This is a genomic window from Ensifer sp. R-19, from assembly GCF_049905105.1.
In the GTDB taxonomy this organism is placed as follows: domain Bacteria; phylum Pseudomonadota; class Alphaproteobacteria; order Rhizobiales; family Rhizobiaceae; genus Ensifer.
The window spans coordinates 2133100-2159740 of record NZ_CP184570.1 but is presented as its reverse complement, the minus strand read 5'-3'; the positions used below and the strand labels follow the sequence as shown (position 1 = coordinate 2159740).

20 protein-coding genes are annotated in these 26641 nt (G+C 62.5%); 10 read left to right on the top strand and 10 right to left on the bottom strand.

The genetic code is table 11. The features are described from left to right. Positions 1-34 precede the first annotated feature (34 nt). The gene (locus ACN9MO_RS29165) at positions 35-421 is read right to left on the bottom strand and encodes a hypothetical protein (RefSeq protein WP_057251743.1); all 387 of its coding nucleotides are present in this window, start codon (positions 419-421) and stop codon (positions 35-37) included. Between the two features lie 392 nt (positions 422-813). Between ACN9MO_RS29165 and ACN9MO_RS29160 the strand changes: the two genes are divergently transcribed. Together ACN9MO_RS29160 and ACN9MO_RS29155 are read left to right on the top strand one after the other, a co-directional pair. After that, the gene (locus ACN9MO_RS29160) at positions 814-2031 is read left to right on the top strand and encodes an SfnB family sulfur acquisition oxidoreductase (RefSeq protein WP_112996826.1); all 1218 of its coding nucleotides are present in this window, start codon (positions 814-816) and stop codon (positions 2029-2031) included. 79 nt (positions 2032-2110) lie between these two features. Then, positions 2111-3508, top strand: coding sequence for an LLM class flavin-dependent oxidoreductase (locus ACN9MO_RS29155; RefSeq protein ID WP_112996825.1), 1398 nt, complete (start codon positions 2111-2113; stop codon positions 3506-3508). 88 nt (positions 3509-3596) lie between these two features. Here ACN9MO_RS29155 and ACN9MO_RS29150 read toward each other — a convergent pair whose 3' ends face one another. The 7 genes from ACN9MO_RS29150 to urtA all read right to left on the bottom strand — a co-directional run bounded on the left by ACN9MO_RS29150 (position 3597) and on the right by urtA (position 11456). Next, positions 3597-4826: an acyl-CoA dehydrogenase family protein gene (locus tag ACN9MO_RS29150; protein WP_112996824.1), complete on the bottom strand. Its 1230-nt coding sequence runs from the start codon at positions 4824-4826 to the stop codon at positions 3597-3599. Positions 4827-4937: 111 nt separating this feature from the next. Further along, positions 4938-5396, bottom strand: a complete 459-nt coding sequence (locus tag ACN9MO_RS29145) for an RrF2 family transcriptional regulator (RefSeq protein ID WP_029742909.1) — start codon at positions 5394-5396, stop codon at positions 4938-4940. Between the two features lie 313 nt (positions 5397-5709). Beyond that, on the bottom strand, positions 5710-6405 hold the full coding sequence (gene urtE, locus ACN9MO_RS29140) for an urea ABC transporter ATP-binding subunit UrtE (protein ID WP_057251746.1): 696 nt from the start codon (positions 6403-6405) through the stop codon (positions 5710-5712). A 35-nt stretch (positions 6406-6440) separates the two neighbouring features. After that, the gene (gene urtD, locus ACN9MO_RS29135; RefSeq protein WP_425987289.1) at positions 6441-7205 is read right to left on the bottom strand and encodes an urea ABC transporter ATP-binding protein UrtD; all 765 of its coding nucleotides are present in this window, start codon (positions 7203-7205) and stop codon (positions 6441-6443) included. A gap of 5 nt (positions 7206-7210) precedes the next feature. Further along, positions 7211-8371, bottom strand: coding sequence for an urea ABC transporter permease subunit UrtC (urtC, locus tag ACN9MO_RS29130; RefSeq protein WP_425987287.1), 1161 nt, complete (start codon positions 8369-8371; stop codon positions 7211-7213). Beyond that, the gene (urtB, locus tag ACN9MO_RS29125; RefSeq protein WP_425987285.1) at positions 8368-9984 is read right to left on the bottom strand and encodes an urea ABC transporter permease subunit UrtB; all 1617 of its coding nucleotides are present in this window, start codon (positions 9982-9984) and stop codon (positions 8368-8370) included. The genes urtC and urtB overlap by 4 nt, the downstream gene beginning before the upstream one ends. Before the next feature lie 179 nt (positions 9985-10163). Continuing rightward, complete coding sequence (gene urtA / locus ACN9MO_RS29120) at positions 10164-11456, bottom strand: urea ABC transporter substrate-binding protein (RefSeq protein WP_057251750.1); 1293 nt, start codon at positions 11454-11456, stop codon at positions 10164-10166. A gap of 352 nt (positions 11457-11808) precedes the next feature. Between urtA and ACN9MO_RS29115 the strand changes: the two genes are divergently transcribed. Further along, the gene (locus ACN9MO_RS29115) at positions 11809-13155 is read left to right on the top strand and encodes an adenylate/guanylate cyclase domain-containing protein (protein ID WP_425987282.1); all 1347 of its coding nucleotides are present in this window, start codon (positions 11809-11811) and stop codon (positions 13153-13155) included. Positions 13156-13173: 18 nt separating this feature from the next. Here ACN9MO_RS29115 and ACN9MO_RS29110 read toward each other — a convergent pair whose 3' ends face one another. Both ACN9MO_RS29110 and ACN9MO_RS29105 read right to left on the bottom strand, forming a co-directional pair. Further along, positions 13174-15108, bottom strand: a complete 1935-nt coding sequence (locus tag ACN9MO_RS29110; RefSeq protein ID WP_425987280.1) for a DUF5054 domain-containing protein — start codon at positions 15106-15108, stop codon at positions 13174-13176. Positions 15109-15119: 11 nt separating this feature from the next. Next, on the bottom strand, positions 15120-16160 hold the full coding sequence (locus tag ACN9MO_RS29105) for a LacI family DNA-binding transcriptional regulator (protein WP_057251753.1): 1041 nt from the start codon (positions 16158-16160) through the stop codon (positions 15120-15122). Positions 16161-16392: 232 nt separating this feature from the next. Between ACN9MO_RS29105 and ACN9MO_RS29100 the strand changes: the two genes are divergently transcribed. The 7 genes from ACN9MO_RS29100 (at position 16393) to ACN9MO_RS29070 (ending at position 26626) form a co-directional block, all read left to right on the top strand. Then, positions 16393-17754, top strand: a complete 1362-nt coding sequence (locus ACN9MO_RS29100) for an extracellular solute-binding protein (RefSeq protein ID WP_057251754.1) — start codon at positions 16393-16395, stop codon at positions 17752-17754. 116 nt (positions 17755-17870) lie between these two features. Continuing rightward, positions 17871-18779 carry a carbohydrate ABC transporter permease gene (locus ACN9MO_RS29095; RefSeq protein ID WP_057251755.1) on the top strand — a complete coding sequence of 303 codons (909 nt, stop codon included), beginning with the start codon at positions 17871-17873 and terminating at the stop codon, positions 18777-18779. Further along, a complete protein-coding gene (locus ACN9MO_RS29090) occupies positions 18779-19609 on the top strand; it encodes a carbohydrate ABC transporter permease (RefSeq protein WP_057252095.1) in 831 nt (276 codons plus the stop codon). Before ACN9MO_RS29095 ends, ACN9MO_RS29090 begins: the two co-directional genes overlap by 1 nt. A gap of 13 nt (positions 19610-19622) precedes the next feature. After that, complete coding sequence (locus tag ACN9MO_RS29085) at positions 19623-20726, top strand: ABC transporter ATP-binding protein (protein ID WP_057251756.1); 1104 nt, start codon at positions 19623-19625, stop codon at positions 20724-20726. A gap of 7 nt (positions 20727-20733) precedes the next feature. Continuing rightward, positions 20734-22137 carry a CehA/McbA family metallohydrolase gene (locus ACN9MO_RS29080; protein ID WP_057251757.1) on the top strand — a complete coding sequence of 468 codons (1404 nt, stop codon included), beginning with the start codon at positions 20734-20736 and terminating at the stop codon, positions 22135-22137. Between the two features lie 186 nt (positions 22138-22323). Then, complete coding sequence (locus tag ACN9MO_RS29075) at positions 22324-25710, top strand: hybrid sensor histidine kinase/response regulator (RefSeq protein WP_425987276.1); 3387 nt, start codon at positions 22324-22326, stop codon at positions 25708-25710. Next, a complete protein-coding gene (locus ACN9MO_RS29070) occupies positions 25703-26626 on the top strand; it encodes a response regulator (protein ID WP_425987274.1) in 924 nt (307 codons plus the stop codon). Before ACN9MO_RS29075 ends, ACN9MO_RS29070 begins: the two co-directional genes overlap by 8 nt. Positions 26627-26641: the final 15 nt, after the last annotated feature.

Here is a 26641-nt window from a genome sequence, read left to right as displayed (position 1 = left end):
GAGCGCGCGAACGCGCTCCTCAGGGATTCACCGATCAGGCGTTGGCCTGCACCGGATGGTTGAAACGCTCGGCAAAAACCTCGATCGAGCCTCGACCGAAGCTGCGCAGCTGTCGCCGCGTGAGAACAGCCATCACGCGTGCCGCCGTCGAGACGGTCATAGCGTCGAGCGGACCTTCACCGCTCCAAGGCTTGTTCAGCCGGTCCGTGACGATGCCGAGGAGGTTCGCCGGCATGATGTCGGTACAAGGTTTCATCCAGTCGAAGACTTCGCTGATCGGAAGCAGCTTACCTTCGAACGCAACGAACGGCTCGGGCATGTTTGCGCCCCAGTCGTCATAGGCCTCCAGAGCATCGCGAAACAGGTTCTGCAGCGTGATGGAGGCGTGCCCTTCATGTAGAGCAGGCAGGAAATTCGTCATTTGTGTCTCCTTCAGTGGTTAAGGCCGGGAAACGCGAATGGCCAATTCTGTCAGCATGTGTTTGTGTTCGTGCCGGGTGGCCGATACTCTGTGGCCACGCGACTGGTTAAACTGCAGGCGATGACGCAATGCGCAAATCGGGTGATAGTTCCCTGAGCCGCAGTCAATTTTGGCGGGAAATCGGCACGCATACACGTCGCGCGCCGCGACCAAGGTTTCCCCTCGCGGCCCCCCGACTCGATATTAACGATCCCGCCCCAAAGGTAAACACCGGGTCGCCATTGCGGCAGAAACGAAAATCTAAAATCGATAATTTCTATAGAATATACTATCTTACCCGGCTCTGCCAGATAATTCACTGATATGCACCTCAATCGATAGGGAGCAGTCACATGGGAACGATCTCGCGGCTTTCCGAGAAAACACGAGCCCCGGCGCACCGGATCGAGAGCGAGGAGGAAGCGCTGTCGATCGCCCGCGAATTGGCGGCGGAATTTGCGAAGAGCGACAATGAGCGGGATACGGATCGCATCCTGCCCTTCGACGAACTCGATGCGCTGGCCCAATCCGGCCTGCTCGCGATCACCGTGCCGCCCGAATATGACGGCATCGACGTCTCCAATGCGGTTCTGGCGGAGATCACCGCCATCCTCTCGGAAGCAGACAGCTCGATCGGCCAGATCCCGCAGAACCACTTCTACATTCTGGAAGCGCTGCGCACCGATGGCACCGAAGAGCAGAAGGCGTTCTTCTTCGGCCGTGCGCTTGCCGGCGACCGTTTCGGCAACGCCCTTTCCGAGCGCGGCACGAAGACCGTCGGCGACTATGCGACGCGGTTGACGCCTGATGGTCCCGGTTTCCGGCTGAACGGGCGCAAGTATTATTCGACCGGCGTGCTGTTTGCCGAATGGATCGTGGTCTTCGCTCTGGATCCAAACGACAAGCTGACCATGTCGTTTTTGCCGCGCGGCGCCGAAGGATTGCAGATCATCGACGACTGGGACGGCTTCGGCCAACGCACGACCGGCAGCGGCACGACCGTGCTGCAAAATGTCTATGTCACCGCGGATGCGGTGGTGCGCCATCACCGCGGCTTCGAGCGCCCGACGACGATCGGCTCCGTCGGCCAGATCATTCATGCCGGCATCGACCTCGGCATCGCCCGGGCGGCCTTTGCCGAAACCCTCAATTTCGTACGTGATCATGCGCGGCCCTGGATGGACAGCGGCGTCGAGCGCGCTGCCGATGATCCCCTGACCATCGCCCGCATCGGCCAGCTCGCCATCCGCCTGGAAGCGGCAACCGCCACCGTCGAACGGGCGGGCAAAAAGGTCGATGTCGCCCAGATCAACGGCACCGAAGAGAGCGTCGTCGAGGCAACGCTTGCCGTTGCTGCGGCGAAGGTCCTGACGACCGAGATCGCCTTGGAAGCGAGCAACACGCTCTTCGAACTCGCCGGAACCGCCTCGACGAAGATCGGCCTCAACCTCGACCGGCATTGGCGCAACGCCCGCACCCATACGCTGCACGACCCGGTGCGCTGGAAGCATCACGTCGTCGGCAACTACCACCTGAACGGCGTCAAGCCGCCGAAGAACGGCGCACTTTGATCCCATTGACCGCGCACAAGCGGCTCGAGGCGTGACCAACGCTTCGGGCAACGCCCAACCTTGCCCGAAGGAGAACTCCATGAGTCGCGAAATCCGGCTGAATGCCTTTGACATGAATTGCGTCGGCCATCAGTCGCCGGGGCTCTGGACCCATCCGCGCGACCAGTCCTGGCGCTACAAAGATCTCGACTATTGGGTGCATCTGGCAAAAACGCTCGAGCGCGGCAAGTTCGACGGCCTCTTCATCGCCGATGTGCTCGGCGTTTACGACGTGCTGAACGGCAAGGCAGACGCGGCTCTTCGCCATTCGGCCCAGGTTCCGGTCAACGACCCCTTACAACTGGTGCCGACGATGGCCTATGAAACCGAACATCTGGGTTTCGGCCTGACGGCGTCGCTTTCCTTCGAGCATCCCTACACCTTCGCCCGCCGCATCTCGACACTCGATCATCTGACCAAAGGGCGCATCGGCTGGAACATCGTCACCTCCTACCTGAACAGCGGCGCGCTTAATGTCGGCCAGGCGCAGCAGACGCGCCATGACGACCGGTATGATCTCGCAGAGGAATATCTTGAGGTCTGCTACAAGCTCTGGGAAGGCAGCTGGGAGGAGGGTGCCGTCGTGCGCGACCGAGCAACCGGCATCTTCACCCATCCCGACAAGGTGCACCCGATCAATCACCGCGGCCGCCACTTCACCGTCCCCGGCATCCACTTGAGCGAGCCTTCGCCGCAGCGTACGCCAGTGCTCTACCAGGCTGGCTCTTCGAGCAGAGGCAAGGACTTCGCCGGGGCTCACGCCGAGTGCATCTTCGTCGCCGCGCCCTCAAAGACCGTATTGAAACGCTATGTCGCCAATGTCCGGGAGGCGGCAGAGCGCGCCGGTCGCAACCCGCGCGAAATCCTTGCCTTCAATCTGCAGACGGTGATCCTCGGCGAAACCGATGCCGAGGCGAAGAAGAAGTTCGACGAGTACCGCAAGCACGTCTCCTATGAAGGTGCTTTGGCGCTGATCTCCGGCTGGACGGGCATCGATTTCGGCCAGTTCGCCCCGGACGAACCGCTGCGCCACCGCTACACCAATGCTGTGCAATCGGCCGTCGAGACCTTCACGACCATCGATCCGGATCGCGTGTGGACGGTGCGAGAGATGGCCGACTGGGTGGGCATCGGCGGCTTCGGACCGGTTTTCGTCGGCTCGCCCTCGACCGTTGCCGACCTCATGCAGGAATGGGTCGAGGAGACCGATGTCGACGGCTTCAATCTGGCCTATGCGGTAACGCCCGAGACTTTCGAAGACGCCGTCGACCTGCTGGTGCCGGAACTGCAGAAACGCGGCGTCTACAAGACCGGCTATCGGGAAGGCACGCTCAGGGAAAAACTCTTCGGCGCAGGGCCGAGGCTTGCAGCGCCGCATCCGGGGGCCGGCTACCGCGACCTCGTCGGACAGCGGCAAGCGATCGCAGCTTCCGCCTAGGGCGCGAGCATCCAAGAAAACGCCGCCGGGACTTGGTCCAGGCGGCGTTTTTTTTTCTTTCAGGTAGAGGCAATCGCGCCAGCGGGGCTCAGCTGTAAAGGCTTACCGGCGGGATCCGGCCGTTCAATGCGAAATCGCCAACTTCGCGCGCCTTGTAGGCGACCGGATCGTGCAGCGTGTGAGTGCGGACATTGCGCCAGTAACGATCGAAGCGATAGTGCCCTGCCGTGGCGCGTGCGCCCATCAGTTCGAAGACCTTCGTCGTCACGTCGAGCGAGACATGGGTCGAGTGCACCTTGGCCCCATAGGCCTCGATCGCCGCCTCGCCGCGCGCCTCAGCCGTCACCGACCTCCCCTGCGACAGTGCCGCCTCGACGGTTGCCGCCGCCATATCGGCCAAGGCGACCGACGCCTTCAGGCTTGCCTGGAGTTCGCCGATCCGTTCGAGGATATAGGGATCATCGCCGGCGCGTTCGACACCCGATGTCACCCAGGGACGCGTCGTACTGCGGACGTAGTCGAGGGCCGATGCCAGCGCACCTTCCGCCGTGCCGAGGTAGAAATTGACGAAGACGAGCTGGATCAACGGCGTGTTGAACGTCGCCTGCACCGCTGGCGGATCGGAGGGATCGGCAAGCGGCAGGATGAAATCACGTTCGTAGACCGGGAAATCGCGGAACTCGACGCTGCCGCTGTCCGAGAGGCGCTGGCCGATATTGTCCCAGTCGTCGTTGGTGATGTAACCCGGCCGATCGGTCGGCACGACGAAATTGGCAATTTTACCCTCGATCGCAGCGTTGACGTTAATGCGGTCGGAGACATGCGCGCCGGTCGAAAATGTCTTGCGGCCGTTCAGCACATAGTGGCCACCACGCCGTTCCAGCGTGAGGCCGGGATCACGCGGGTTGACCGCGGCACCCCAATAGAGCTGCCGCTCGACGGTCTCCGCCCCAAGCACCCAGGCCTGCTTCGGATCGGCAGCGGCCCAGTAGACATATTGGCTGTTGACGTAGTGATAGCCAAGCAATTGGCCGATCGAGCTTTCGCCGCGCGCGATGATGCGCACCAGCCGAAGCCCGTCGACCCAGGTCAGCCCCGCTCCGCCAATCTCGGGCGAATGCAGTGCCGTCAGCAACCCGGCCTGGCGTAGAGCCTCTATCTCTTCCCGCGGCGGCGCGCCGACACGGTCGAGTTCGGCGCCACGGCGGGCAAGATCCCTAGACAGCGTCTCGGCGCGGGCAAACAGCTCCCGCCGTTTTTGATCATGTGCGCTGTTGTCGGCCGCCACCGGCTCTTTGAGGAAATGTACGTTGCTCATCCGCCTCTCCATGTTTGAGGCGAAATAATGCACATATTATATAGATAATAACAGCAATCCAGTTCCACGGCGGCTCGGCCGTTGGAAATGTCCTACCGCTTCCGCGCCACCTCAGCCCGCCTCGGCATCGCGCAACGCCACGATCTCGGAGGCGTTGTCATTGGCGGCGAACTGCTCCAGCGTCATGTTGTCGAGGATCGAGGCGATCGCGTCGCGAACATTGCTCATCGACTTGCGCACATGACAGTTGACCGGATCTGCGCAGTCGTCGCAGGCCTCGAAGGCGGTGCGGCTGGCACAGCGGATCGGCGCCAAGGGGCCATCCAGCGTCCGGATGACCTGGCCGATGCGGATGTCGGAGGCTGGTCGAGACAGAGAATAGCCGCCGCCCGGACCCTTCTTCGAGCGCAGGATGCCGGCATTGCGCAGTTCGAGAAGGATCGCATCCAGGAACTTCTTCGGAATATTGTTCCGCGTGGCGATCTCGGTGATGAAGGCGGTCTCTCCTGGCTCCAGTTGAGCCAGGTCGACAAGGGCCTTGAGCCCGTATTTTCCTTTTTTGGTCAACATGTCACTTCGCTTTCGTGAACAAGAAGGCCGCCACAATTCCGCTCCTCAGGCATTTGCCGGAGGCAACGGGTTGTGACGGCCGCACTCTTTCGCTTAGGATGTCCTACACCCAAACCGTACCATTCTCAAGAAATTACGTAAGTTACTGCATAGATTTAGTGCGCTTTCTTGGCGCTTTCATGGCAGAGACCGCGATTTCTCATAAATGAGCCTTCGGTGGATTGAGGTTCGGTCCGCGGCGCCAGCACCTGCGCACGCGAACGATGGCGCCCCTTGCAGGACACCTGACACCAGAGATGCCGGTAGCGGGTGATCAAACCGTAAGATGTCGTCGGGCCTCGGCCGTATCCAACGTCTCTGGCGGCCCCTCGTGCACCACGGCGCCGCGGTCCATGATGTAGACGTGATCGGCGAGTTCCCGGCAGAAATCCAGATATTGCTCGACCAGCAGGATCGCCATTCCGGTCGAATCCCGGAGGTAGCGGATCGCCCGGCCGATATCCTTGATGATTGAAGGCTGAATGCCCTCGGTCGGCTCGTCGAGCACCAGGATCTTCGGCCGTGTCACCAGTGCCCGGCCGATCGCCAGTTGCTGCTGCTGCCCGCCGGAGAGGTCGCCTCCGCGACGCCCGAGCATCGAACGAAGAACCGGAAAGAGATTGAAGACGTCCTCCGGTATCGAGCGATCGCCCCGCTTCAACGGGGCGTAGCCGGTTTCGAGATTCTCCTTGACCGTCAGCAGCGGAAAAATCTCACGGCCCTGCGGCACGTAGCCGATGCCTTCCTTGGCACGGCGGTAGGGCGCCATACCCGCGAGTGCTACGCCGTTGAAGCCGATCGCGCCGGCGCTAACCGGATGCTGACCGGTAACGGCCCGGAGCAGGCTCGACTTGCCGACGCCGTTGCGGCCGAGCACGCAAGTGATCCTGCCCATCTCGGCGGTGATCGACACGTTGCGCAGCGCCTGCGCGGCACCGTAGTGAAGATTGACGTTTTCGACGCTCAGCATGGCGCGCCCTCCTATGACGTTTGCTGGATGGGGCATTACCGGCCGAGATAGTTCTCGATCACCTTCGGGTCGCTGCTGACGAAGTCGATCGAGCCTTCCGCCAGCACTGCACCTTCGGCAAGGCAGGTAACCTTGACCCCCAATTCGCGGATGAAGCCCATGTCGTGCTCGACGACGACGACGGATCGGGTCTTTGCGATCTCCTTAAGCAGAACCGCGGTCTCGGCGGTTTCCGCATCCGTCATCCCGGCGACGGGCTCGTCGACCAGAAGCAGTTCCGGCTCCTGCGCAAGCAACATGCCGATTTCCAGCCACTGCTTCTGGCCATGCGAGAGGTTGGCGGCGAGATCGTCGCGACGCGCAGAAAGCCGGACGGTCGCGAGGATTTCCTCGATCCGGGCTTTGTCCTCGACCGTCAGCCGATAGAACAGCGTCGCGAAGACGCCTCGTCTTCGGTTCAAGGCGAGTTCAATATTGTCCCACACCGTATGGCTTTCGAAGACCGTCGGCTTCTGGAACTTTCGGCCGATGCCGAGCGAGGCGATCTCAGCCTCGTCCTTCTTCGTCAGGTCGATCCCGCCCTTGAAGAAAACCTGCCCCTCGTCGGGCCGCGTCTTGCCGGTGATGATGTCCATCATCGTCGTCTTGCCGGCCCCATTCGGGCCGATGATCGCCCGCAGTTCCCCCGGTTCGATGACGAAGGAGAGCGCGTTCAGTGCCTTGAAGCCGTCGAAGGAGACGGAGACGCCATCGAGATAGAGAAGGCTGGTCGGTTTGGTCTGGCCGATCGTCTGGTTCATGTCGCCTACTCCGCCGCAATGGGTTCAACAGCAAGATTGTCCGGCGTTTCGCCCGTCTGCGCCCTACGCTCAGCACGCCGGCGGGCGAAATAGGCGCTGGCCGTTCCGACGACGCCCTTCGGCAGGAACAGGGTGACGAGCACGAAAAGACCGCCGAGGGCGAAGAGCCAGAATTCAGGAAACGCAGCGGTGAAGATGCTCTTGCCGCCGTTAACGAGGATGGCGCCTACGATCGGGCCGATCAGCGTGCCGCGCCCGCCGACCGCCGTCCAGATCACCACCTCGATCGAATTGCCGGGTTCGAATTCGCCGGGATTGATAATGCCGACCTGCGGCACGTAGAGCGCGCCGGCGATGCCCGCCATCATCGCCGAGACGGTGAAGGCGAAGAGCTTGATGTGCTCCACCCGGTATCCGAGGAAGCGGGTGCGGCTTTCCGCGTCGCGCACGGCGACGAGCACCTTGCCGTATTTGGAGCGAACGATCGCCGAGGTGAGGATGAGGCAGAGCGCCAGTATCAGCGCCGAGACCGCGAACAGTGTGGCGCGCGTGCCGTCCGCCTGGATGCTGAAGCCGAGGATATCCTTGAAATCAGTCAACCCGTTGTTGCCGCCGAAGCCCATGTCGTTACGGAAGAAGGCGAGCAGCAGCGCATAGGTCATCGCCTGGGTGATGATCGACAGATAGACGCCGTTGACGCGCGAGCGGAAGGCGAACCAGCCGAAGACGAAGGCGAGCAGCCCCGGAACCAGCACCACCATCAGCGCGGCGAACCAGAACATGTCGAAGCCGTACCAGAACCAGGGCAGTTCCTTCCAGTTGAGGAACACCATGAAATCCGGCAGCAGCGGATTGCCGTAGGAGCCGCGCGCGCCAATCTGGCGCATGAGATACATGCCCATGGCATAGCCCCCGAGCGCGAAAAAAGCGGCGTGCCCAAGCGAAAGAATGCCGCAGAAGCCCCAGACAAGATCGAGCGCCAGCGCCAGCAGCGCATAGGTGAGATACTTGCCGAACAGCGAGACCAGATAGGTCGGCACGTGCAGCGGATGGTCGGGCGCGGTCAGAAGGTTGAGCGCGGGTACGGCGATGGCAAGACCGAGGAGGATCGCCACGATGACGAAGATGCTGCGATCCAGCGATTTCATCAGAAACGAGGTGATCATGCTTCGACCGCCCTTCCCTTGAGCGCGAAGAGCCCGCGCGGTTTCTTCTGGATGAACAGGATGATCAGCACCAGAACGAGGATCTTGCCGAGCACGGCGCCGGCATAGGGTTCGAGGAACTTGTTGAGGATGCCGAGCGAGATGGCGCCGACGAGCGTGCCCCAGAGATTGCCGACGCCGCCGAAGACGACGACCATGAAGCTGTCGATGATGTAACCCTGGCCGAGATTGGGCGAGACATTGTCGATCTGCGACAGCGCCACGCCTGCCATGCCGGCGATGCCCGAACCGAGTGCGAAGGTCAGCGCATCGACCCAGGGCGTGCGGATGCCCATGGAGGAAGCCATGCGGCGGTTCTGGGTCACCGCCCGCATCCGCAGGCCCATCGATGTCCGTTTCAACAGGAACAGCAGAGCGGCAAAGACGGCCAGCGCAAAGACGATGATCCACAGCCGGTTCCAGGTGATCGTCAGCCCGCCAAGCTCGAAGGCGCCGGACATCCAGGAGGGGTTGCCGACCTCACGGTTGGTCGGCCCGAAGATCGAGCGCACCGCCTGCTGCAGGATCAGCGACAAGCCCCAGGTGGCAAGCAGGGTTTCCAGCGGGCGGCCATAGAGGAAACGAATGACGCCGCGTTCGATTGCAAGACCAACGGCGCCGGTGACGAGAAAGGCAAGCGGCAAGGCGATCGCCAGCGACCAGTCAAAAAGCGCGGGATAGGAATTGCGCACGACCTCCTGCACCATGAAGGTCGTGTAGGCGCCGAGCATGACCATCTCGCCATGGGCCATGTTGATGATGCCCATGACGCCGAAGGTGATCGCGAGCCCGATCGCCGCCAGCAGCAGAACGGAGCCGAGCGAAAGGCCGTACCAGACATTCTGGCCGGCGCTCCAAAGCGCCTGGGTCTGTTCGATGCGGGCGATCGCCGCCTCGATATCGGGTTTGAGGGAAGCATCGGCAGTGGCCAGCGCGGATGTCAGAACGGCAAGCCCGTTGCGCCCATTGCCCTCGGCAAGGAGTGTTATCGCCTGGTGCTTTTCATCGTCGCCGCGATCCGAGACGAGCAGCGAAACCGCACGTGCCTCGTCGAGAACCTTGCGGACAGTTGCATCCTTTTCGGCCGCAATGGCCGTCTCGATCGCCTCGAGCGCATCGGCATTCGGCATCTGCAGCATCGACTGCGCCGCCTTCAGTCGGGCGCCGGCGTCATCGCTGAAAAGGGTCAGGCCACCGAGCGCACTGCGCACGGCGCGGCGCACCGCATTGTTCACCTTGACCTTCTGCATCGCCGCCTTTGGCGCTTGCCCAGCTTCCGTTCCCGTCACGGGATCGACGAGCAGCAGGTCCGCGCCTTGCGCCTTGACGAGGAAGACCTTGCCATCGGATTTGCGCTGATAGAGCTCTCCCTCGCCCAGTGCCTCCAAAACGGGAATGACCTTGGCGTCACCGGTCTTGGCGAGCGCCGAGATCCGCTCGTCCATTTCCGAAAGTTTCGCGGCGCCGAGCTGGTCGACCAGCGCGCCAAGGTCGTCCGCCGCACGCAGACCGACCACGTGGGTCGATATCAACAGGCACAGCGCAACAAACAGGATCTGCAGAATTCGGTACATTACCCTCTCGCTCGGGTCTTGCCGTGTCGCGTGGGCGACGGGCGTTTCGGTCGAGGATTTCACGTTAAGATCCCTCCGCCCGGCCGCATCATCGGACGGAGGGATGCTTGCCCCCGGATTTCGTCATGCAAGGATTGGCCGGGCGGACTGCCCGCCCGGTCTATGACTCGGTGATGAAATCAGGAGCCTTTGCCGCCGCATTTGCCGGTGGCGACGTTGAAGTTGCCGCACGACATCGGCGCGCGCCAATCGGAGATCAGGTCCTTCGAGTCGGGCAGATAGTCGGACCATTCGTCGCCGACGACGAGCCCGGGGGTTTCCCAGACGGTCTCGAACTGGCCGTCGCCTTGGATCTCGCCGATCAGCACTGGCTTGGTAATGTGGTGGTTCGGCATCATCGTCGAATAGCCGCCCGAGAGGTTCGGCACGGAGACGCCGATCATCGCGTCGAGAACGGCGTCGGTATCGGTGGTGCCTGCCTTCTCCACTGCCTTCAGCCACATGTTGAAGCCGATATAATGCGCTTCCATCGGGTCGTTGGTCACGCGCTTGTCGTTCTTGGTATAGGCCTTCCAGGTTTTGATGAACTCGGCATTGGCGGGCGTGTCGACCGACTGGAAATAGTTCCAGGCGGCGAGATGCCCCACGAGCGGAGTGGTATCGAGGCCGGCGAGTTCCTCTTCGCCAACCGAGAAGGCGACGACCGGGATATCCTCGGCCTTGACGCCCTGGTTCGCCAGTTCCTTGTAGAAGGGTACGTTGGCATCGCCGTTGATGGTTGAGACGACGGCGGTCTTCTTGCCGGCCGAACCGAACTTCTTGATGTCGGAAACGATCGTCTGCCAGTCGGAGTGACCGAAGGGCGTGTAGTTGATCATGATATCCTCGGGCTTCACGCCCTTGGAGATGAGATAGGCCTCGAGGATCTTGTTGGTCGTGCGCGGATAGACATAGTCGGTGCCGGCGAGCACCCAGCGCTCGACGCTTTCGTTCGCCATCAGGTAGTCGACGGCCGGGATCGCCTGCTGGTTCGGAGCGGCACCGGTATAGAAGACGTTGCGCTGGCTTTCCTCGCCCTCGTACTGGACCGGATAGAAGAGGATCGAATTGAGCTCCTCAAACACCGGCAGGACCGACTTGCGCGACACCGAGGTCCAGCAGCCAAAGACCGCCGAAACCTTGTCGACCGAGACCAGCTCGCGCGCCTTTTCGGCAAAGAGCGGCCAGTCGGACGCCGGGTCGACGACGACGGCTTCTAGTTTTTTGCCGAGCAGGCCGCCCTTCTTGTTCTGCTCGTCGATCAGCATCAGCATGGCATCTTTCAACGTCGTCTCGGAGATCGCCATGGTGCCGGAGAGCGAATGCAGGATGCCGACCTTGATCGTGTCATCGGCGGCGAAGGCGCCGTTGAACGCCGTCGTCGACAGGACGGCAGCTAGGAATGCGCCGGTGACGCTTGCCTTGATATTCATCTGATGGAACCCCTCTCGTTCTGGAGCAACTGGGCTTTCGGTGCTTTTTAGCCGTTGCTTGAGGGGATCATCGGACAGCCACACTGCACTGCACATACGTCATTCTACGTAGGCGCCGGGGGCAAAGAGGAACGGCCGACGACGGGAAGGCCGAAGCTCACGCGCAATCGTCCCCGTCCATGCTTGACCTTGCCACCGTTGGAAGCTCTAGAAACGGACAGGCCAACGGCATCGGACCGAGCGATCGCGTCACGGAATCGACGTGAATCGACTGTCAGCAAAGGCTGGCAACGACAGCAACGGTCGAGCTTGCGCGGGGGGCAGGGTGTTTCAAATCTCGGGGCCGACAGGCATGACGTCTTCATTGCATCCCCATTGGGACTTCGCCCGCGAAATGCGTTCGATCCTGCTTCGCTTCGTCGCTTTCGCCATCCTGCTCGCAAACCTCCTGCTCGGCGGCAACGAGGGCGCAGAATGGATGCACGCGATCGTCGTCGTCAGCTATCTCGCGATCAGCATCGCCTCCGTGGCGACGGCCCGCTACCTGCCTGGCCGTTCGTGGCTGAAGACCTTTTTCGTGGTCCTCGACGCCGTGTTGGTCGCGCTGCTCCTCTACGCGCATATTCTTGCCGGGCCGGTGACGGAAAACCACAATCTGACGACCACGGGCCTGGTCGTCGCCTTTATCCTGCTCGTCCATGTCGGCCTGAAGCTCGAACGTCGGCTCGTTCTCATCTTTTCAAGCATCGTGCTCGTTGCCTGGGTGGCGATGCTCGCAACGACCGCCGCGAGGCATCAGGCCGCCGGCACGCTTTCCCTGCTCGGATCGTTCTTCAACCAGGATCTCGGCCTGACCGTCAGCTTCGGTTTCACGGCCTTTGCCATCTATCTTCTCGCGCGCGATCACGACCGGACCCGCAAGGAAGCGCTGAAAGCGGATCAACGACGCCAGAACCTCTCCCGGTTTTTCTCGCCGCTGGTGGTCTCGGCGCTGCAGGAAAAAGGCGATGCGCTTGGCCTCGAACGCCGAGACGCTGCGATCATGTTCGTCGACCTGCGCGACTTCACCCTGTTTTCCGAGACAGCCCCTGCTCCTGAACTCGCCTTCGTCCTGGCGGAATACCGTCAGCTCGTCTCCCAGACGATCTTCGAGCATGGCGGCACGGTGGACAAATTCATTGGCGACGGTGTGATGGCCGTCTTCGGCCAGCCGAGGCCGATGGACGACGACGCGGATCGGGCGATGGCCTGCGCCCTCGATCTCGTCGACGCGCTAAACGACTGGAAGAACCACAATGCGCTAAACGGCCACCCCGCCCTCGATGCCGGCATCGGCCTGCACTACGGCAAGGTCGTCGGCGGCGTTCTGGACAGCGGTTGCCACAGCGAATTCACTGTCATCGGCGATGCAGTCAATGTCGCCCAGCGCTTGGAAAGCCTGTCCAAAGCACTCGACGCGCCACTGGTGGTGTCGGCCGCGCTGATGGCGCGCCTCAGGGCTCCGGTTCCACCCGCCAACTGGGTGGCGCAGAACGACGTCTCGCTACCCGGTCGCAGGCTGCCTGTCGATGTCTGGTATCTGCCCCGCCACGCCGGCAGCATGTCCGCCGCGTCGACGTCCCCCTATGAGAGCGGCACCATGCAAACCGCTCTCAGGGGACCGGTTTTCCAATCAACCGATACCGACACCCGCACGTAATAGTCCATGCCTCGTCTGTTACCGGCCACCGAGGCTGAGCTTGAAGCGTGTGGTGAAATCACCGCCCCACCACATCGGAAAGTTGGTGCCCCATTTGTTGTTGTGGATGTTGAACCGGACCCCGCCGGAATAGTCGGGCAGGTCCTTGCAAAAGGCCATGAACGGCCACGCCTGAGGTGCGGCGAGCGGCGTGTCGAGGTTCTCGACCAAAAGTTCTGCGCGCTCTTCCGTTCGCCCGCGGACAGCCGTGACCGCCTGAAGTTGGGCACCGCCGGCGCGGGCGAAATTGTCGGTCGCGTGCCACAGGCCCATTTTGCGCACGCTCCATGCGGAACGGCCCTCGGGCGTGAACGACAGGAAGCTCGCTTCCGGCATACGGTTGGCATTCTTGCCGTAGAGTGTCAGCCGGATATCGAGGCCGTCCTTCCCGCCGGAGAATTCAATGGCGATCTCAGCCGGTGCGCCGCATTGCTCGACCGCCTCGGCCGGCATTGCCGAGACGATCGACGTCGCCGTCGTGCCCCGAAGCTTAGGTGAATAGGTTTGCGAACGGGCCTCCGCGACCTGGGCAAGCCCAGGCTTGTCATGATCGAGCACCGCCCAGTCCATCCAATGCGTCAGGTAGGTATCCATGTGACGGCGCACATCGCCGGCATCATAACTTTCGTAGCGATAGGCGATCAGCGAGCCGTTGGCGCCGCGAATCGTTCGACCGTCTGGCGCTGTCAGCGCGGCAACGTCGCCCGTTACCGGATCGAGGTCGATGACCCAGCCGCCAACTTCAAGTCTTGCTGCAGCACTGCCGGGTTCGGGCCGCGGCGAAACGGCAAGCTCGGCAAGCGCCGCTTCGGCGCGCGCGGCATCCTCCGCATCCAGCTCCGCAACGGCCTGGTCGAGATAGGCGCGCTGCTCCGCCCAGGATGCCTCCGTATAGTGGAAACGAGGATCCGTCTTTCGCGCCGCCTCGAAAGCCGGGCGTGCCCAGGCCTTTTCGTCGCGCAGGAAAGATTTGATATCGACGCCGCAGGTGTGTTCGGCAACCAGCGCCAGCTTGCGCCCGAAGGCCTGACGGCTCGCCGTCATCCGCTCCTCAGCGAAGCGACCGTAGAGCCGCTGCAGTGCGAGATAGCGGGAGATCTTTTCCGGATCGGTGCCGCTGCCGTGGATCCAGCTATCGCCGAGTTCCTTTTCCACGACCGGGAAGCGCTCGCGCGCCTCCCACATCAATGCGCCGTAGTCCTCAAGCGTCGCGGCGCGCACGCTGGCGCCGGGCTCGTGCTTCAGGATCTCGCGATAGGCTTCGGCCGTCTGCGACACGCTCTGCGGTCCGATATTGTCGCTCGTATGGGCGAAGCTCAGTCCGTCGGAAATCCTCTCCGGGAAATAGGTCTCGCCATAGGAGCGCTGGTACATGACGACGATTTCCGCGCCATCAGGCGCCCGCCAGCGGTAAACGTCAGGGATTTCCGGCGGCGGCGAGGCCGAGTTCACGCCGATGTGCAAGAAGCGGATGCCGGCTTCGGCCAACAGCGGCACCATGCCGAGCGTATGGCCGGGCACGTCGGTCATCTTGGCGGCGATCGTCTTCAGCCCGAAGCGGCGGTCGAGTTCCTGCGCATAGGAAAGCCCAGCGCGGAAAAGGTCAGGCGACATCAGCTCCGTATGGGTGGTGAAGGGTAGCGCGTGCCAGCGGATCAGGCCGCGCTCGATCGCCTGCTCCAGCCGCGCGACCTCTTGGCGCGAACGCGAATTCAGGTGATCCCAGATCAGCCAGGCGCCCGTCGTCCAGACGAACAGCGGCTCGTCCGGGTTCTCATTGTAGAAGTGTGCGCCGGTTTCGATCGCCTGCGGAATGAAGCGCTCGTGATACTGCTTTCGGATCTTCTCGGCGTGATCGGTAAAGCCGATGTCGAGATGGGTCTTGAAGACGACGTGGATGCGTTTTTTGGTCATGTTCGCTACCTTCAGCCGACGGTGCCCCGCACGATCAGGCGGGTGTTGAGTGTCTCGGTAAACGGCTCGGCATCGGGCGCACGAAGCCGCATCAGGATGAGGCGGACGAGCGCACGCACGCGCTCTTCGAGGTCGATGCGCACGGTGGTGAGGTTGTAGCTCTTCCAGTGCGCCTGCGGGATGTCGTCGAAACCGACGACCTTGACGTCCTCAGGCACCGAAAGCCCGAGCTCGTGGCGCAGCGCGTCGATCGCGCCGAAGGCGCCGACGTCATTGGCCGCAAAGATCGCGTCCGCACCATCGCCGACCCGGAAGAGGTCGAGCGTCGCCTGATAGGCTGTGTCATAGGTGTAATCACCCGCAAGCACGATCGGCGCATCCATGCCGCGTTCGGCGAGCGTCTCCTTGAGAGTGCGCTCGCGCTCGGCATTGGCGAGTGACTGCGCCTTGCCGCCGAGGTAGGCGATGCGGCGCGCGCCGTAACCCTGAAGCAATGCAACGGCCTGCTCGATGCCGTTCTTCTGTCGGACAAGCAGCCGATCGTAGAGCGTGCCCGAAGCCGCGCCCGCGAACTGCTCGACGTCGTCGTAGATGACGTAGATCGGCACGGCGCGATCGAGAAAACCACAGAGCACATCAGGCAGGATGTTCTCGGTAAAGGCGATCACCGAGTCCGGATTGAAGCCGCGCATATAGGTGAGCAGCCGCGGATCCATGCTGAAATCGGCCTTCACCTTGAACAGCAGCGTGGCGAAGCCTTCTGCCTGAAGCGCGGTCGTCAGCGCGTCGATCTCCTGGCTCTCCCAGGGACTGCAGACATCCGGCACGATCATGCCGACGAGGTGCGAACGTCCGGTAACCAGCGAACGCGCCGCCATGTCGGGCGTGTAGTTTAACTCGCGCGCCACCTTGAGAATGCGGTCACGTTTTTCCGGCTTCAGCGAGGCGTTCGGGTTGAAGGCCCGGGACACCGCGACACGGGAGACATTGGCCGCGCGCGCCACCTGGTCTGCGGTGGCTCGGGCAGCTTTCTTTTCGGCGCGATCGTTCATCTATCCGTCACAAAATGAAAACGTGTTCACTCACAAAAGAGGACAACTCGCCGATTTCGTCAAGTGGAATAGAAATTCTCCCAACAATCGCAGAAAGAACACCTGGTCCGTGTTGACAAAGATGAAAGCGTGTTCATTCTTGATCGTCGTCGGGACAGCGGACCTGGAGGAGGACCGGACTGTCGCAGCCAGACACATGGGTCCTTGAGAGGATCGACCGGGAGGAGAAAACATGCGTACCAGGTTTCATTCCCTATTGCTCAGCGCAGCCGCGGCCATCGCCTTTGCCGCGCCGGTGAGCGCCACCGAACTCAACATCACCTGCCGCTGCATCATCGGCGGCGTAAACAGCGGCATGGCCGAGTGGATCGAAAAGAAGGTCATTCCGGCCTTTACCGAGAAGATGAAGGCCGAAGGCAAGGACGTCACCGTCAAGCTCACCCAGTTCGGCGGCGAGGACGAGCAGCTGACGCAGCAGCTCGCGCTCGATTTCTCCACCGGCGCCGGCCCTGATGTCTCCGGCTTCGACGGTTTCCTGATCCCGAGCTTCGTCCAGGGCAATCTCCTGAAGTCGCTCGAGGAAGTGGCCGGCCCAGACGTTCCGAAGTGGGAGGGCTGGCGGCATATCTCCGACGGCACCAAGGCGCTGATGAGCTACCAGGGCAAGCCCTATGGCATCGCGCTCGGCACCGACGCCCGCATGATCTTCGTGCGCAAGGACCTGTTCAAATCGGCCGGCCTCGATGCCGACAGCTGGCAGCCGAAGTCGTGGGAAGAGCTGCTCGACGCCGCCCGCAAGATCAAGGCGGCCGCCCCCGACAGCTTCCCGTTGCAGCTCAACGCCGGTGTCTCCATGGGCGAGGCGACCACCATGCAGGGCTACTGGATGGCGCTGCTCGGCACCGGCGAACAGGTCACCGACGACAGCGGCAAATATATCGTGTCGAGCCAGGGCATCCTCGACACGCTGAAGCTCTACAAGACCATCTATGTCGACGACAAGCTCGGCGACCAGCGCGCGCAGCTGCTTGCCGACGGCCGCAACCGCACCTTCGCCAATTTCCGCGATGGCAAGACTGCGATGCTCGTCGAGGGCGACTGGTTCTATCGCTCGGTCACAGCACCCGGCGCCGAATTCGCCGTCGCCGATCGCGACAACACCATGACCTGGAAGAAGATGCCCGCCGCAGCACCCGGAAAGGGCTTACGCGGCCAGGATTTCGTCACGATGTCCGGCGGCACCGGCTTCGTCATCAATCCGCATACGGACGCGCCTGTCGAATCCTGGGCGCTGCTTTCCTTCATGAACAGCAAGGAGCAGCTCGACGCGTTCCAGGAAATCCAGCCGGCCATCCGTATCCGCGACGACGTGGCGATCCCGAACTCGCCGTTCCTGACGGAAACGGCAACGACGCTGCTGCCGATCACCACGGCCCGTCCGAACGACGCCAATTACAACAAGGTCTCGACCGAGATCCAGCGCATGACCGAAAGCGTCGTTTCCGGCGAGCTCTCGCCCGAGGACGCGATGGCCCAGTACAAGGCGGCCGTCATCGCCATCGTCGGCGAAGAAAACACCGTCAGCACGCTCTAAAGCCAATGCGGGATGTGGCCGCAACGGGGCCCTCATCCCGCTTCGATCCAACGACAGAGCGCCCGGCTGCCATCCGTGGCCGGGCTCCCGATCCAGGATATGGGCATGAAACGCGCATGAAGAAATTCTCCCTGCTTTCGACGCGCGCCGGCGCGCTTTTCCTGGCACCGGCCACGGCCCTCGTCGGGGTCTTCGTCATCGTTCCCTTCTTCTGGGTGATCTTCGTTTCCTTCACCAACCGCACACTGCTCGGCCGCACGGCCGTCGACCCCGATTTCGTCGGCCTGCAGAACTATTTCGCGCTCTTCAATCCGGCGACCTTCTTTACCCGCGGCCAGTTCGGGTTTTCGCTGATCCTGACGATCCAGTTCGTGCTGCTCTCGGCGCTGATCGGCCAGGCGCTGCTCGGGCTGCTGCTCGCCTGGCTCAGCCAGACGGTCACGCCGACGCTCAAATCCTTCCTGCAGACCGCGGTCATCGCCGCCTGGATCTTGCCGGAGGTGGTGATCGGCTTTGCCTGGTTCGCGTTCCTCGATTACGACAACGGCACGCTCAACATGATCCTGCGCGGCCTCGGTCTGCCGCCGGGCGACTGGCTGCTGCAACAACCGTTCTGGGTGATCGTGTTCTTCAACACCTGGCGGGGCGCCGCCTTCTCGATGATGCTGTTTAATTCGGCCTTCCAGTCGATCCCGCCGAGTTATTTCCAGGCAGCCGATGTCGCAGGCGCCACCTCGTGGCAGAAGCTGCGCGACATTGCGCTGCCGCTGATCCGCGGCCATGTCGTCACCGATCTGATCCTCATCACCATGTGGACCTTTAACGTCTTCACGCCGTTCCTGCTCACCCATGGCGGGCCGTCCTATCGCACCGAGATCCTGTCGATCTACACCTACCGCATCGCGTTCAAGGATTTCGAGTTCGGCAAGGGCGCTGCCGTCGGCGTGGTCATCATGCTGATCAATCTCGCCTTCGCGCTCGTCTATCTTCGCCTTGCCCACAAGAAGCCGGTGGAGGCGGAATGATGCAGAAGACTCAGAACATCTTCGTGCGGCGCGCGATCTTTGCGGCCGCTGCCACCTTCCTCGGCACGGTCTTTGCGCTGCCGCTCGTCTGGTTCGTCTTTGCGCCGTTCAATGCCCGTGCCGAACTTGGCCTTGCCATACCGTCGCCCTTCACGCTTTCGAACTTCGCCACCGTCTTCCAGAACACCTTCGCGATGCAGGCGCTGCTGAACAGCCTCATCCAGGCGGCGGGCGGCGTGGTTCTGGTTGGTGGGGCGGCAACGCTTGCCGCCTACGCACTGTCGCGCTCGCCGATCCCCGGCAAGGGCGCCGTCACCTATATCCTGCTGCTCTTCTCGTCGGTCGTTTCAGGCTCGGCGGCGATGGTGCCGATTTTCCTCATCATCTCGGCGGCAGGCCTGATCGATACCCATCTTGCCGTCATTCTCGTCTTTGCCGGCGGGCTGTTGCCGACGGCGATGTTCATTCTTCGCGATTTCATCGACGCCATCCCGCGCTCCTATGAGGAGAGCGCCATGGTCGCCGGCGCCTCGCCGCTGCAGGCGTTCTTCGATGTGGCGCTGCCGGTCATCCGGCCGGGCATCGTCGTGGTTGTCGTCTGGGCCTTCGTCAACATCTGGGGCAGCTTCCTCATCCCCTTCATCCTGTTGCGCAGCGACAAGCTGATGCCGGCATCCGTCGCGATCTACTCCTTCTATTCGGAGGCCGGCACACCAATCGTCACGCTGCTGGCTGCCTATTCGCTGATCTATTCGCTGCCCGTCATCGCCCTCTATCTCTTCGTGAATTGGAAATTCGGTTTCCGGTTCTTCGGTGGCATCAAGTCGTAATCGGAAATCTGTCATGGCCTCTGTCGAATTCCAGAACATCTCCAAGACCTTCGGCGCCTTCGTCGCCGTGCCCGACATCAGCTTCCAGATCGCCGACGGCGAGTTCATCTGCCTGCTCGGCCCGTCGGGCTGCGGCAAGACGACGAGCTTGCGCATGATCGCGGGTCTCGAAACGCCAAGCTCCGGCCGGGTGATGATCGGCGGCAGGGACGTCACCTATCTGCATCCGAAGGACCGCGGCATTTCCATGGTCTTCCAGGACTATGCGCTCTATCCGCACATGAACATCGCCGACAACATCGCCTATCCGCTGAAGGTGCGCGGCGAGGCCGAAACCAAGCGTCATGCCCGGGCAAAGGATGTGGCCGACGTGCTCAAGATCGGCGACCTTCTGAAGCGGTTGCCGAGCCAGATTTCCGGCGGCCAGCAGCAGCGCACGTCGCTCGCCCGCGCACTGGTCTATCCGAGCGAAGTCTATCTCTTCGACGAACCGCTCTCGAACCTCGACGCGAAGCTCCGGCTCGAAGCCCGCGGCTTCCTCAACCATCTGCAGCGCGACATGGGCATGACTGCCGTTTACGTCACCCACGACCAGGCGGAAGCGATGGCGCTCGCGACCCGCATCGCCGTCATGGACAAGGGACGGATCGTGCAATTCGCCCCGCCGATCGAGATTTATCGCCGGCCGGCGACCACTTTCGTCGCCAATTTCGTCGGCAACCCGCCGATGAACCTGGTTCCGGTCGAGGCGTCCGTAGGCGACGGCGCGCTGCATCTGCGCGCCGACGGACTTCAGGTTGCGCCGATCGAACTCACCGACGCCGTCGCCAAGGCGGCGAGATCAGGCAAGATGACGCTTGGCGTGCGCCCGGAGCACCTACGCATCGCCGGCGCCACCGACCACAACATTCTTTCCGGCGAGCTCTTCGCCAACGAGAACATGGGGCCGGAAAGCCTCGTTACGCTCGAGCGCGGCGACAACGGCCGCGTCACGGCGCGCATTTTCACCGATGACGAAATCAAGGTCGGAACCTCCGTGCACCTCGCCTTTGACGCCAGGCACGTCACCCTCTTTGACGACACCGGCGCGCGCATTCCCGCAGCCGACGAGCGCTGAGGCCGCTATGTTGGAATTTTCCGCGAGGATCACCCGCAGGGATCAGGCGGCCGATCCCTATTTCTACGTCCCCTTCGATGTACCTGAGGGCGTGACGCGGATCGACGTGACGCTGAGCTATCCGAAGTCGGAGCAGTGCATCATCGATCTCGGCGTGCTTGACCCGCGCGCAACCGACTATCCGACCGATCAGGGATTTCGCGGCTGGAGCGGCGGCGCGCGCGACCACTTTTTCGTCGCCACCGACGACGCCACCCCCGGCTACATCCATGGCGAGATACCCTCCGGGCGGTGGAAGGTCATGTTGGGTCTCTATAAAGTCCCCGAAGGCGGCGTCGACGTGCTGGTGATCGTAGACCATGACAGCAGCCGGCGTGCGATCGCGCCGCAGCCGTCGCGACAGTTTCCGGTCCGCAAGGGGGCCGGCTGGTATCGCGGCGACCTTCATTGCCACACGTTCCATTCGGATGCGGCCGGTTCCCCGGAACTGCTGCACGCCGCCGCGCGACAGGCAGGGCTCGACTTCCTGGCGGTCGCCGACCACAACACCATAACCCAGCGGCGCTACTTCCATCCGCATTCCTCCGCCGACCTCGTCTTCATCCGCGCCATGGAAATCACCACCGCCGTCGGCCACGCCAATGTCTTCGGCGTCGACGACTGGATCGATTTCCGCATGACCAGGCCCGAGCATGCCCATACGCTCGAACGTCTCGTGCATGAGCGCGGCGGACTGCTGTCGATCAACCACGACAAGCCGACCATCCCCTGGGATTACGACCTGCCCAAGATCGACTGCATGGAGGTCTGGCAATCCCATTGGCTTGCCTGGAACTGGGTATCGCTGGAGCGCTACCAGCAGCGGCTGGCCTCCGGCCTGAAGATCTCTGCCATCGGCGGTAGCGACTTCCATCAGCCGGCGCGACTGATGCCGGAGGGGCCTCTGGTGCTCGCACGCCCGACGACGGTGCTCTTTCTCGCAGAGCTTTCGGAAGAGGCCGTGCTCGGCGCAATGAAATCCGGCCACGGCTATGTCACCGAAGGCCCAACGGGACCGCATCTGGAACTCACCGCCAACGGCCAGCCCATGGGATCGACCGTCACCGGGCAAGTTGCGGCAGAGGCTTTGGTTCGCGGCGCCAAGGGCGACAAACTCCTGTGGCTCGATGCCTCCGGCATCGTCGGGGAGCAGATGATCGAGGCAGACGACTGGACGGGCCACTATATGGGTTCGCCGTCGATTTTCCTGCGAGCCGAGATCGTCGCGTTCGCGAGCCGAGACGCCATCGTCGCTGCTTTCCGCGAGGCGCTGCCCGGAAATAGCCTGCCGTGGCAACTCTCCAATGACGATCTCGCGCAGCGCACGGTTCGCCGCGCCATCAGCAATCCGGTTTATTGCATCCCCGCCTGACCGCCGAGACCATCAGACCTCAAATGCGCCCGGATCACCGCATTCGGCTATCCCCATAGCCGAATCCGCTGGTCGCGCTTTTTCTTTGCTGCACCGCACATTTTCACCGTTGCAGTAATTTTAAGCAGAAAACATCCGTGCTAAGAAAAAAGGCAGGACCTCCCTCGACGGCACGTTAGGAACCCCATGGCGGCACGCCAGCGCATTATCCCCGTTCGGCGTGAATACAATCGCTGGGTCGCCAACCAGACGCTGGAAGACTATGCGCTGCGCTTCACCGCCAAGAGCGCGCGACGCTTTTCCTCCGAACGCATTTCCCAGACGGCGATTGGCGCGATCTCCTTTCTGGCGCTGGAAGCGATCGGCGGCGCGATCACCATGTCCTATGGCACCACCAACGCAATCGTCGCGATCCTGGTCGCGAGCCTGATGATCCTGACGGTTGGGCTGCCGATCAGCCGTTATGCCATCCGCCACGGCGTCGACATCGATCTTCTGACCCGCGGCGCCAGCTTCGGCTATATCGGCTCGACGCTGACCTCGCTGATCTATGCGAGCTTCACCTTCATCCTCTTTGCGATCGAGGCCTCTATCATGTCGGGAGCGCTCGAACTCGCACTCGGCATCCCCTTGTGGATCGGCTACATCGTCAGTGCCGTCATGGTCATCCCACTCGTCACCCACGGCGTGCGGCTGATCAGCAAGTTCCAGCTCGTGACCCAGCCCTTCTGGATCGTTCTCAATATCCTGCCCTTCGCGTTCATCGCCTTTGCCGATTGGGAAAAAGTCGGCGCCTGGCTTGCCTATTCCGGCATTCATCACGCATCAGGGCCGCCCGGTACGATCGCCCCTTTCGATCTCGTCGAATTCGGGGCGGCATCGGCCGTGATCTTCGCGCTGATGGCGCAGATCGGCGAGCAGGTCGACTTCCTGCGTTTTCTGCCGCCGGACGGCCAGCGCAAGCTGCATCACCGCATCGCCATCTTTCTTGCCGGCTCCGGCTGGGTGCTCGTCGGCGCGCCGAAACTGCTCGCCGGCTCCTTCCTCGTGGTTCTGGCGCTTTCTGCCGGCGTGCCCTCGACCAGGGCGGCCGATCCGGCGCAGATGTACTACACCGCCTTCGGCTACATGATCCCGTCGGAAACGGCAGCCCTCCTGCTGATGGTCGCCTTCGTCGTCGTCTCGCAGCTGAAGATCAACGTGATGAACGCCTATGCCGGGTCGCTCGCCTGGTCGAACTTCTTTTCGCGGCTGACGCACAGCCATCCGGGCCGCGTCGTCTGGCTCATCTTCAACGTCGCGATCGCGCTTCTTCTGATGGAACTCGGCATCTATCGGCTGCTCGAGGAAACGCTCGGCGTCTTTTCGATCATCGCCATGGCCTGGCTCTGCACGATTTCGGCCGACCTCTTCATCAACAAGCCGCTTGGCCTATCGCCGCCCGGTATCGAATTCAAGCGCGCGCATCTCTACGACATCAACCCGGTCGGCCTCGGCGCCATGGCGATTTCGGCGACGGTGGCGCTGACGGCGCATTTCGGCGTATTCGGCGACATCGCCGCTTCGCTCGCACCCTATATCGCACTCGTTGTGGCTTTCATCGCCTCGCCGTTGATTGCCTGGGGTACCGACGGCAATTTCTACCTCGCCCGCAAGCCACGCCGGAGCTGGGCCAGCAAGACCGAGATCACCTGCTCGATCTGCGAACATCCGTTCGAGCCGGAGGACATGGCCTGGTGTCCGGCCTATGCCGCGCCGATCTGCTCGCTCTGCTGCTCGCTCGACAGCCGCTGCCACGACATGTGCAAGCCGAAGGCGCGCTTCAACGCCCAGGTCGCGACCGTCGCCAACACGCTGCTGCCCAGCGCGATCACCGAAAAGCTGGCGACCCGTCTCGGCCGCTACGCGATCTCCGCCGTTTTGTCGATCGCCGGCATCGGCCTGATTTTGGCTATGATCGCCCACCAGACGGCCGGATCATCCCCAGAGGTCGCCGCGGTGGTCGAGCGTACCGTCGCCGTCGTCTTCTTTGTCTTCGCCGTGCTCGCGGGTATCGTCTCCTGGTTCTATGTGCTCGCCCATGACAGCCGCGTGGTGGCCGAAGAAGAATCCTCCCGCCAGAACACGCTGCTGCTGAAAGAAATCGCCGCCCACAAGAAGACGGACGCCGCCCTGCAGCAGGCAAAAGAAACTGCGGAAGCCGCCAATCGCGCCAAGAGCCGCTATGTCGTCGGCCTCAGCCATGAGCTCAGAACGCCGCTCAACGCCGTGCTCGGCTACGCCCAGGTGCTGGAGCGCGACGAGACCATTCCGCCGGCGCGACAGGGCGCGATCAAGGTCATCAAGCGCAGCGCCGACCATCTCTCCGGCCTGATAGACGGGCTGCTGGATATCTCCAAGATCGAGGCCGGCAAGCTGCAGGTCTATTCCAACGAGATCAACATTTTCGATTTCCTCGACCAGATCGTCGAAATGTTCCGGCCGCAGGCGCAGGCAAAAGGCATCGCCTTTGAGCACGAGCGCGCCGCCAGCCTGCCGCGTTATGTGAAAACCGACGAGAAGCGCCTGCGCCAGATCCTCGTCAACCTTCTCTCCAACGCACTGAAATTCACGGAGCGCGGCGGCATCCGCCTGGATGTCGCCTATCGAAGCCAGGTGGCGACCTTCACCGTTATCGATAGCGGTCGTGGCATTGCTGACAAGGACCTGCCGCGCATCTTCGACCCTTTCCAGCGCGGCGAGGCCGAGCATCAAGGCAGCATGCCAGGCCTCGGGCTGGGCCTGACGATCACCCGGCTTTTGACGCAGACGCTCGGCGGCGAAATCGCCGTCACGAGCACGCTTGGCAAAGGCACCACCTTCCGCGTCCGGCTGATGCTTTCGGCCGTCGACCGTCCGGCGCTCGCGGCACCCGTCCGGCGCGTCACTTCCTATCTCGGCTCGCGGCGCACGATCGTCGTCGTCGACGACAATGCCGATCATCGCACGTTGATGCGCGAGATCCTGGTGCCCATGGATTTCACGGTCTTCGCCATCCCATCCGGGGCCGATTGCCTGTCCCTCCTTGCGGACGTCAGCCCTGACCTCTTCCTGATCGACATCTCGATGCCGGGCATGAACGGCTGGGAACTCGCCGCCAGGCTGCGTGAAGCAGGACAAACGGCGCCGATCATCATGCTGTCGGCCAATATCGGCGACGGCTCGACCACCGGCGCCTTCACCGGCCACAACGACACGCTCGCCAAACCCTTCGTCGTCGGCCAACTCGTCGACAAACTTGCGGTGCATCTTGACCTCACCTGGATCCACGAAGACGAGGAACAGCCGCCGCATGCCGCGCCAACGGTCCGGTCGATGACGCGTCCGGACCTCCATCATGTGCAGGAACTGATCCGCCTCGGCGAGATCGGTTACATCAGGGGCATCGAGGCCAAATTGACGGAGATCGCGCTCGCACCCGAACACCAATCCTTTGTCGAGGAGGCGCGGACCTATGTGCAGGCCTTCGATCTTTCCGGCTACGACGCCTTCCTCAGGAACAACACCCAAGAAGGAGGCGAGGCCCGTGGCTGAGACCTATGACCGCCGCGACATCGTTCTGCTCGTCGATGATTCGCCGGAAGCCCTCGGTTTCCTGACCGAAGCGCTGGAGCAATCGGGCTTCTCCGCGCTGATCGCAACGTCGGGCAACGCCGCGCTTTCGATCGCGGAGCGCATTACTCCCGACGTCATTCTGCTTGACGCGGTCATGCCGGGCATGGACGGGTTTGAAACCTGCCGGCGCCTCAAGGCCAACGCCGCCGTCGGCCAGACGCCGGTACTGTTCATGACCGGATTGACCGAGACCGAGCATATTGTCCGCGCCCTTGAAGCCGGCGGCGTCGACTATCTGACGAAGCCTATCAACATCGACGAGCTCCGGGCACGCATCCGCGTCCATCTCTCCAACGCGCGCTCCGCCCAGAGCGCCCGCGTCGCGCTCGATGCGGCCGGGCGCCATCTCCTGGCTGTGCGCGCAGATGGCAGCATCTGCTGGTCGACCCCGCAGGCAACCCGCCTCGTCAATGCCGCAACCGGCCGTGACGATGGACTGAGCACGGTCACGAAACGCATAGCGCGCTGGATGGATAACCGCACCCGCGGGCCGTCATCGCCCGAAGAGAGCTTCACGCTCGACCAACCCGGCCAAGCGGGCCTGCAGATATCCTATCTCGGCGGCATCGGCCCGAATGAATATCTCTTCCGCCTGACGGCCGAGAACCGGCTGACGGACGACGAAATGCTGCGCCAGCACTTCGCGCTGACGCAGCGGGAATCCGAGGTGCTTCTGTGGATCGCCAAGGGCAAGGCGAACCGCGACATCGGCGAGATCCTCGGCCTGAGCGCGCGCACAGTAACCAAGCATCTGGAACAGATCTATGTGAAGCTCGGCGTCGAGAACCGGGCATCGGCCGCCGTCAAGGCAACGCAGGTTCTGCACGGGATCTGAAGCGAAGAATGGAAC

Excerpts from the sequence above, each read along its gene's own strand:
- ACN9MO_RS29165 (WP_057251743.1), bottom strand. The coding sequence starts at position 421 with ATGACGAATTTCCTGCCTGCTCTACATGAAGGGCACGCCTCCATCACG.
- ACN9MO_RS29160 (WP_112996826.1), top strand. The coding sequence starts at position 814 with ATGGGAACGATCTCGCGGCTTTCCGAGAAAACACGAGCCCCGGCGCAC.
- ACN9MO_RS29155 (WP_112996825.1), top strand. The coding sequence starts at position 2,111 with ATGAGTCGCGAAATCCGGCTGAATGCCTTTGACATGAATTGCGTCGGC.
- ACN9MO_RS29150 (WP_112996824.1), bottom strand. The coding sequence starts at position 4,826 with ATGAGCAACGTACATTTCCTCAAAGAGCCGGTGGCGGCCGACAACAGC.
- ACN9MO_RS29145 (WP_029742909.1), bottom strand. The coding sequence starts at position 5,396 with ATGTTGACCAAAAAAGGAAAATACGGGCTCAAGGCCCTTGTCGACCTG.
- urtE (WP_057251746.1), bottom strand. The coding sequence starts at position 6,405 with ATGCTGAGCGTCGAAAACGTCAATCTTCACTACGGTGCCGCGCAGGCG.
- urtD (WP_425987289.1), bottom strand. The coding sequence starts at position 7,205 with ATGAACCAGACGATCGGCCAGACCAAACCGACCAGCCTTCTCTATCTC.
- urtC (WP_425987287.1), bottom strand. The coding sequence starts at position 8,371 with ATGATCACCTCGTTTCTGATGAAATCGCTGGATCGCAGCATCTTCGTC.
- urtB (WP_425987285.1), bottom strand. The coding sequence starts at position 9,984 with ATGTACCGAATTCTGCAGATCCTGTTTGTTGCGCTGTGCCTGTTGATA.
- urtA (WP_057251750.1), bottom strand. The coding sequence starts at position 11,456 with ATGAATATCAAGGCAAGCGTCACCGGCGCATTCCTAGCTGCCGTCCTG.
- ACN9MO_RS29115 (WP_425987282.1), top strand. The coding sequence starts at position 11,809 with ATGACGTCTTCATTGCATCCCCATTGGGACTTCGCCCGCGAAATGCGT.
- ACN9MO_RS29110 (WP_425987280.1), bottom strand. The coding sequence starts at position 15,108 with ATGACCAAAAAACGCATCCACGTCGTCTTCAAGACCCATCTCGACATC.
- ACN9MO_RS29105 (WP_057251753.1), bottom strand. The coding sequence starts at position 16,160 with ATGAACGATCGCGCCGAAAAGAAAGCTGCCCGAGCCACCGCAGACCAG.
- ACN9MO_RS29100 (WP_057251754.1), top strand. The coding sequence starts at position 16,393 with ATGCGTACCAGGTTTCATTCCCTATTGCTCAGCGCAGCCGCGGCCATC.
- ACN9MO_RS29095 (WP_057251755.1), top strand. The coding sequence starts at position 17,871 with ATGAAGAAATTCTCCCTGCTTTCGACGCGCGCCGGCGCGCTTTTCCTG.
- ACN9MO_RS29090 (WP_057252095.1), top strand. The coding sequence starts at position 18,779 with ATGCAGAAGACTCAGAACATCTTCGTGCGGCGCGCGATCTTTGCGGCC.
- ACN9MO_RS29085 (WP_057251756.1), top strand. The coding sequence starts at position 19,623 with ATGGCCTCTGTCGAATTCCAGAACATCTCCAAGACCTTCGGCGCCTTC.
- ACN9MO_RS29080 (WP_057251757.1), top strand. The coding sequence starts at position 20,734 with ATGTTGGAATTTTCCGCGAGGATCACCCGCAGGGATCAGGCGGCCGAT.
- ACN9MO_RS29075 (WP_425987276.1), top strand. The coding sequence starts at position 22,324 with ATGGCGGCACGCCAGCGCATTATCCCCGTTCGGCGTGAATACAATCGC.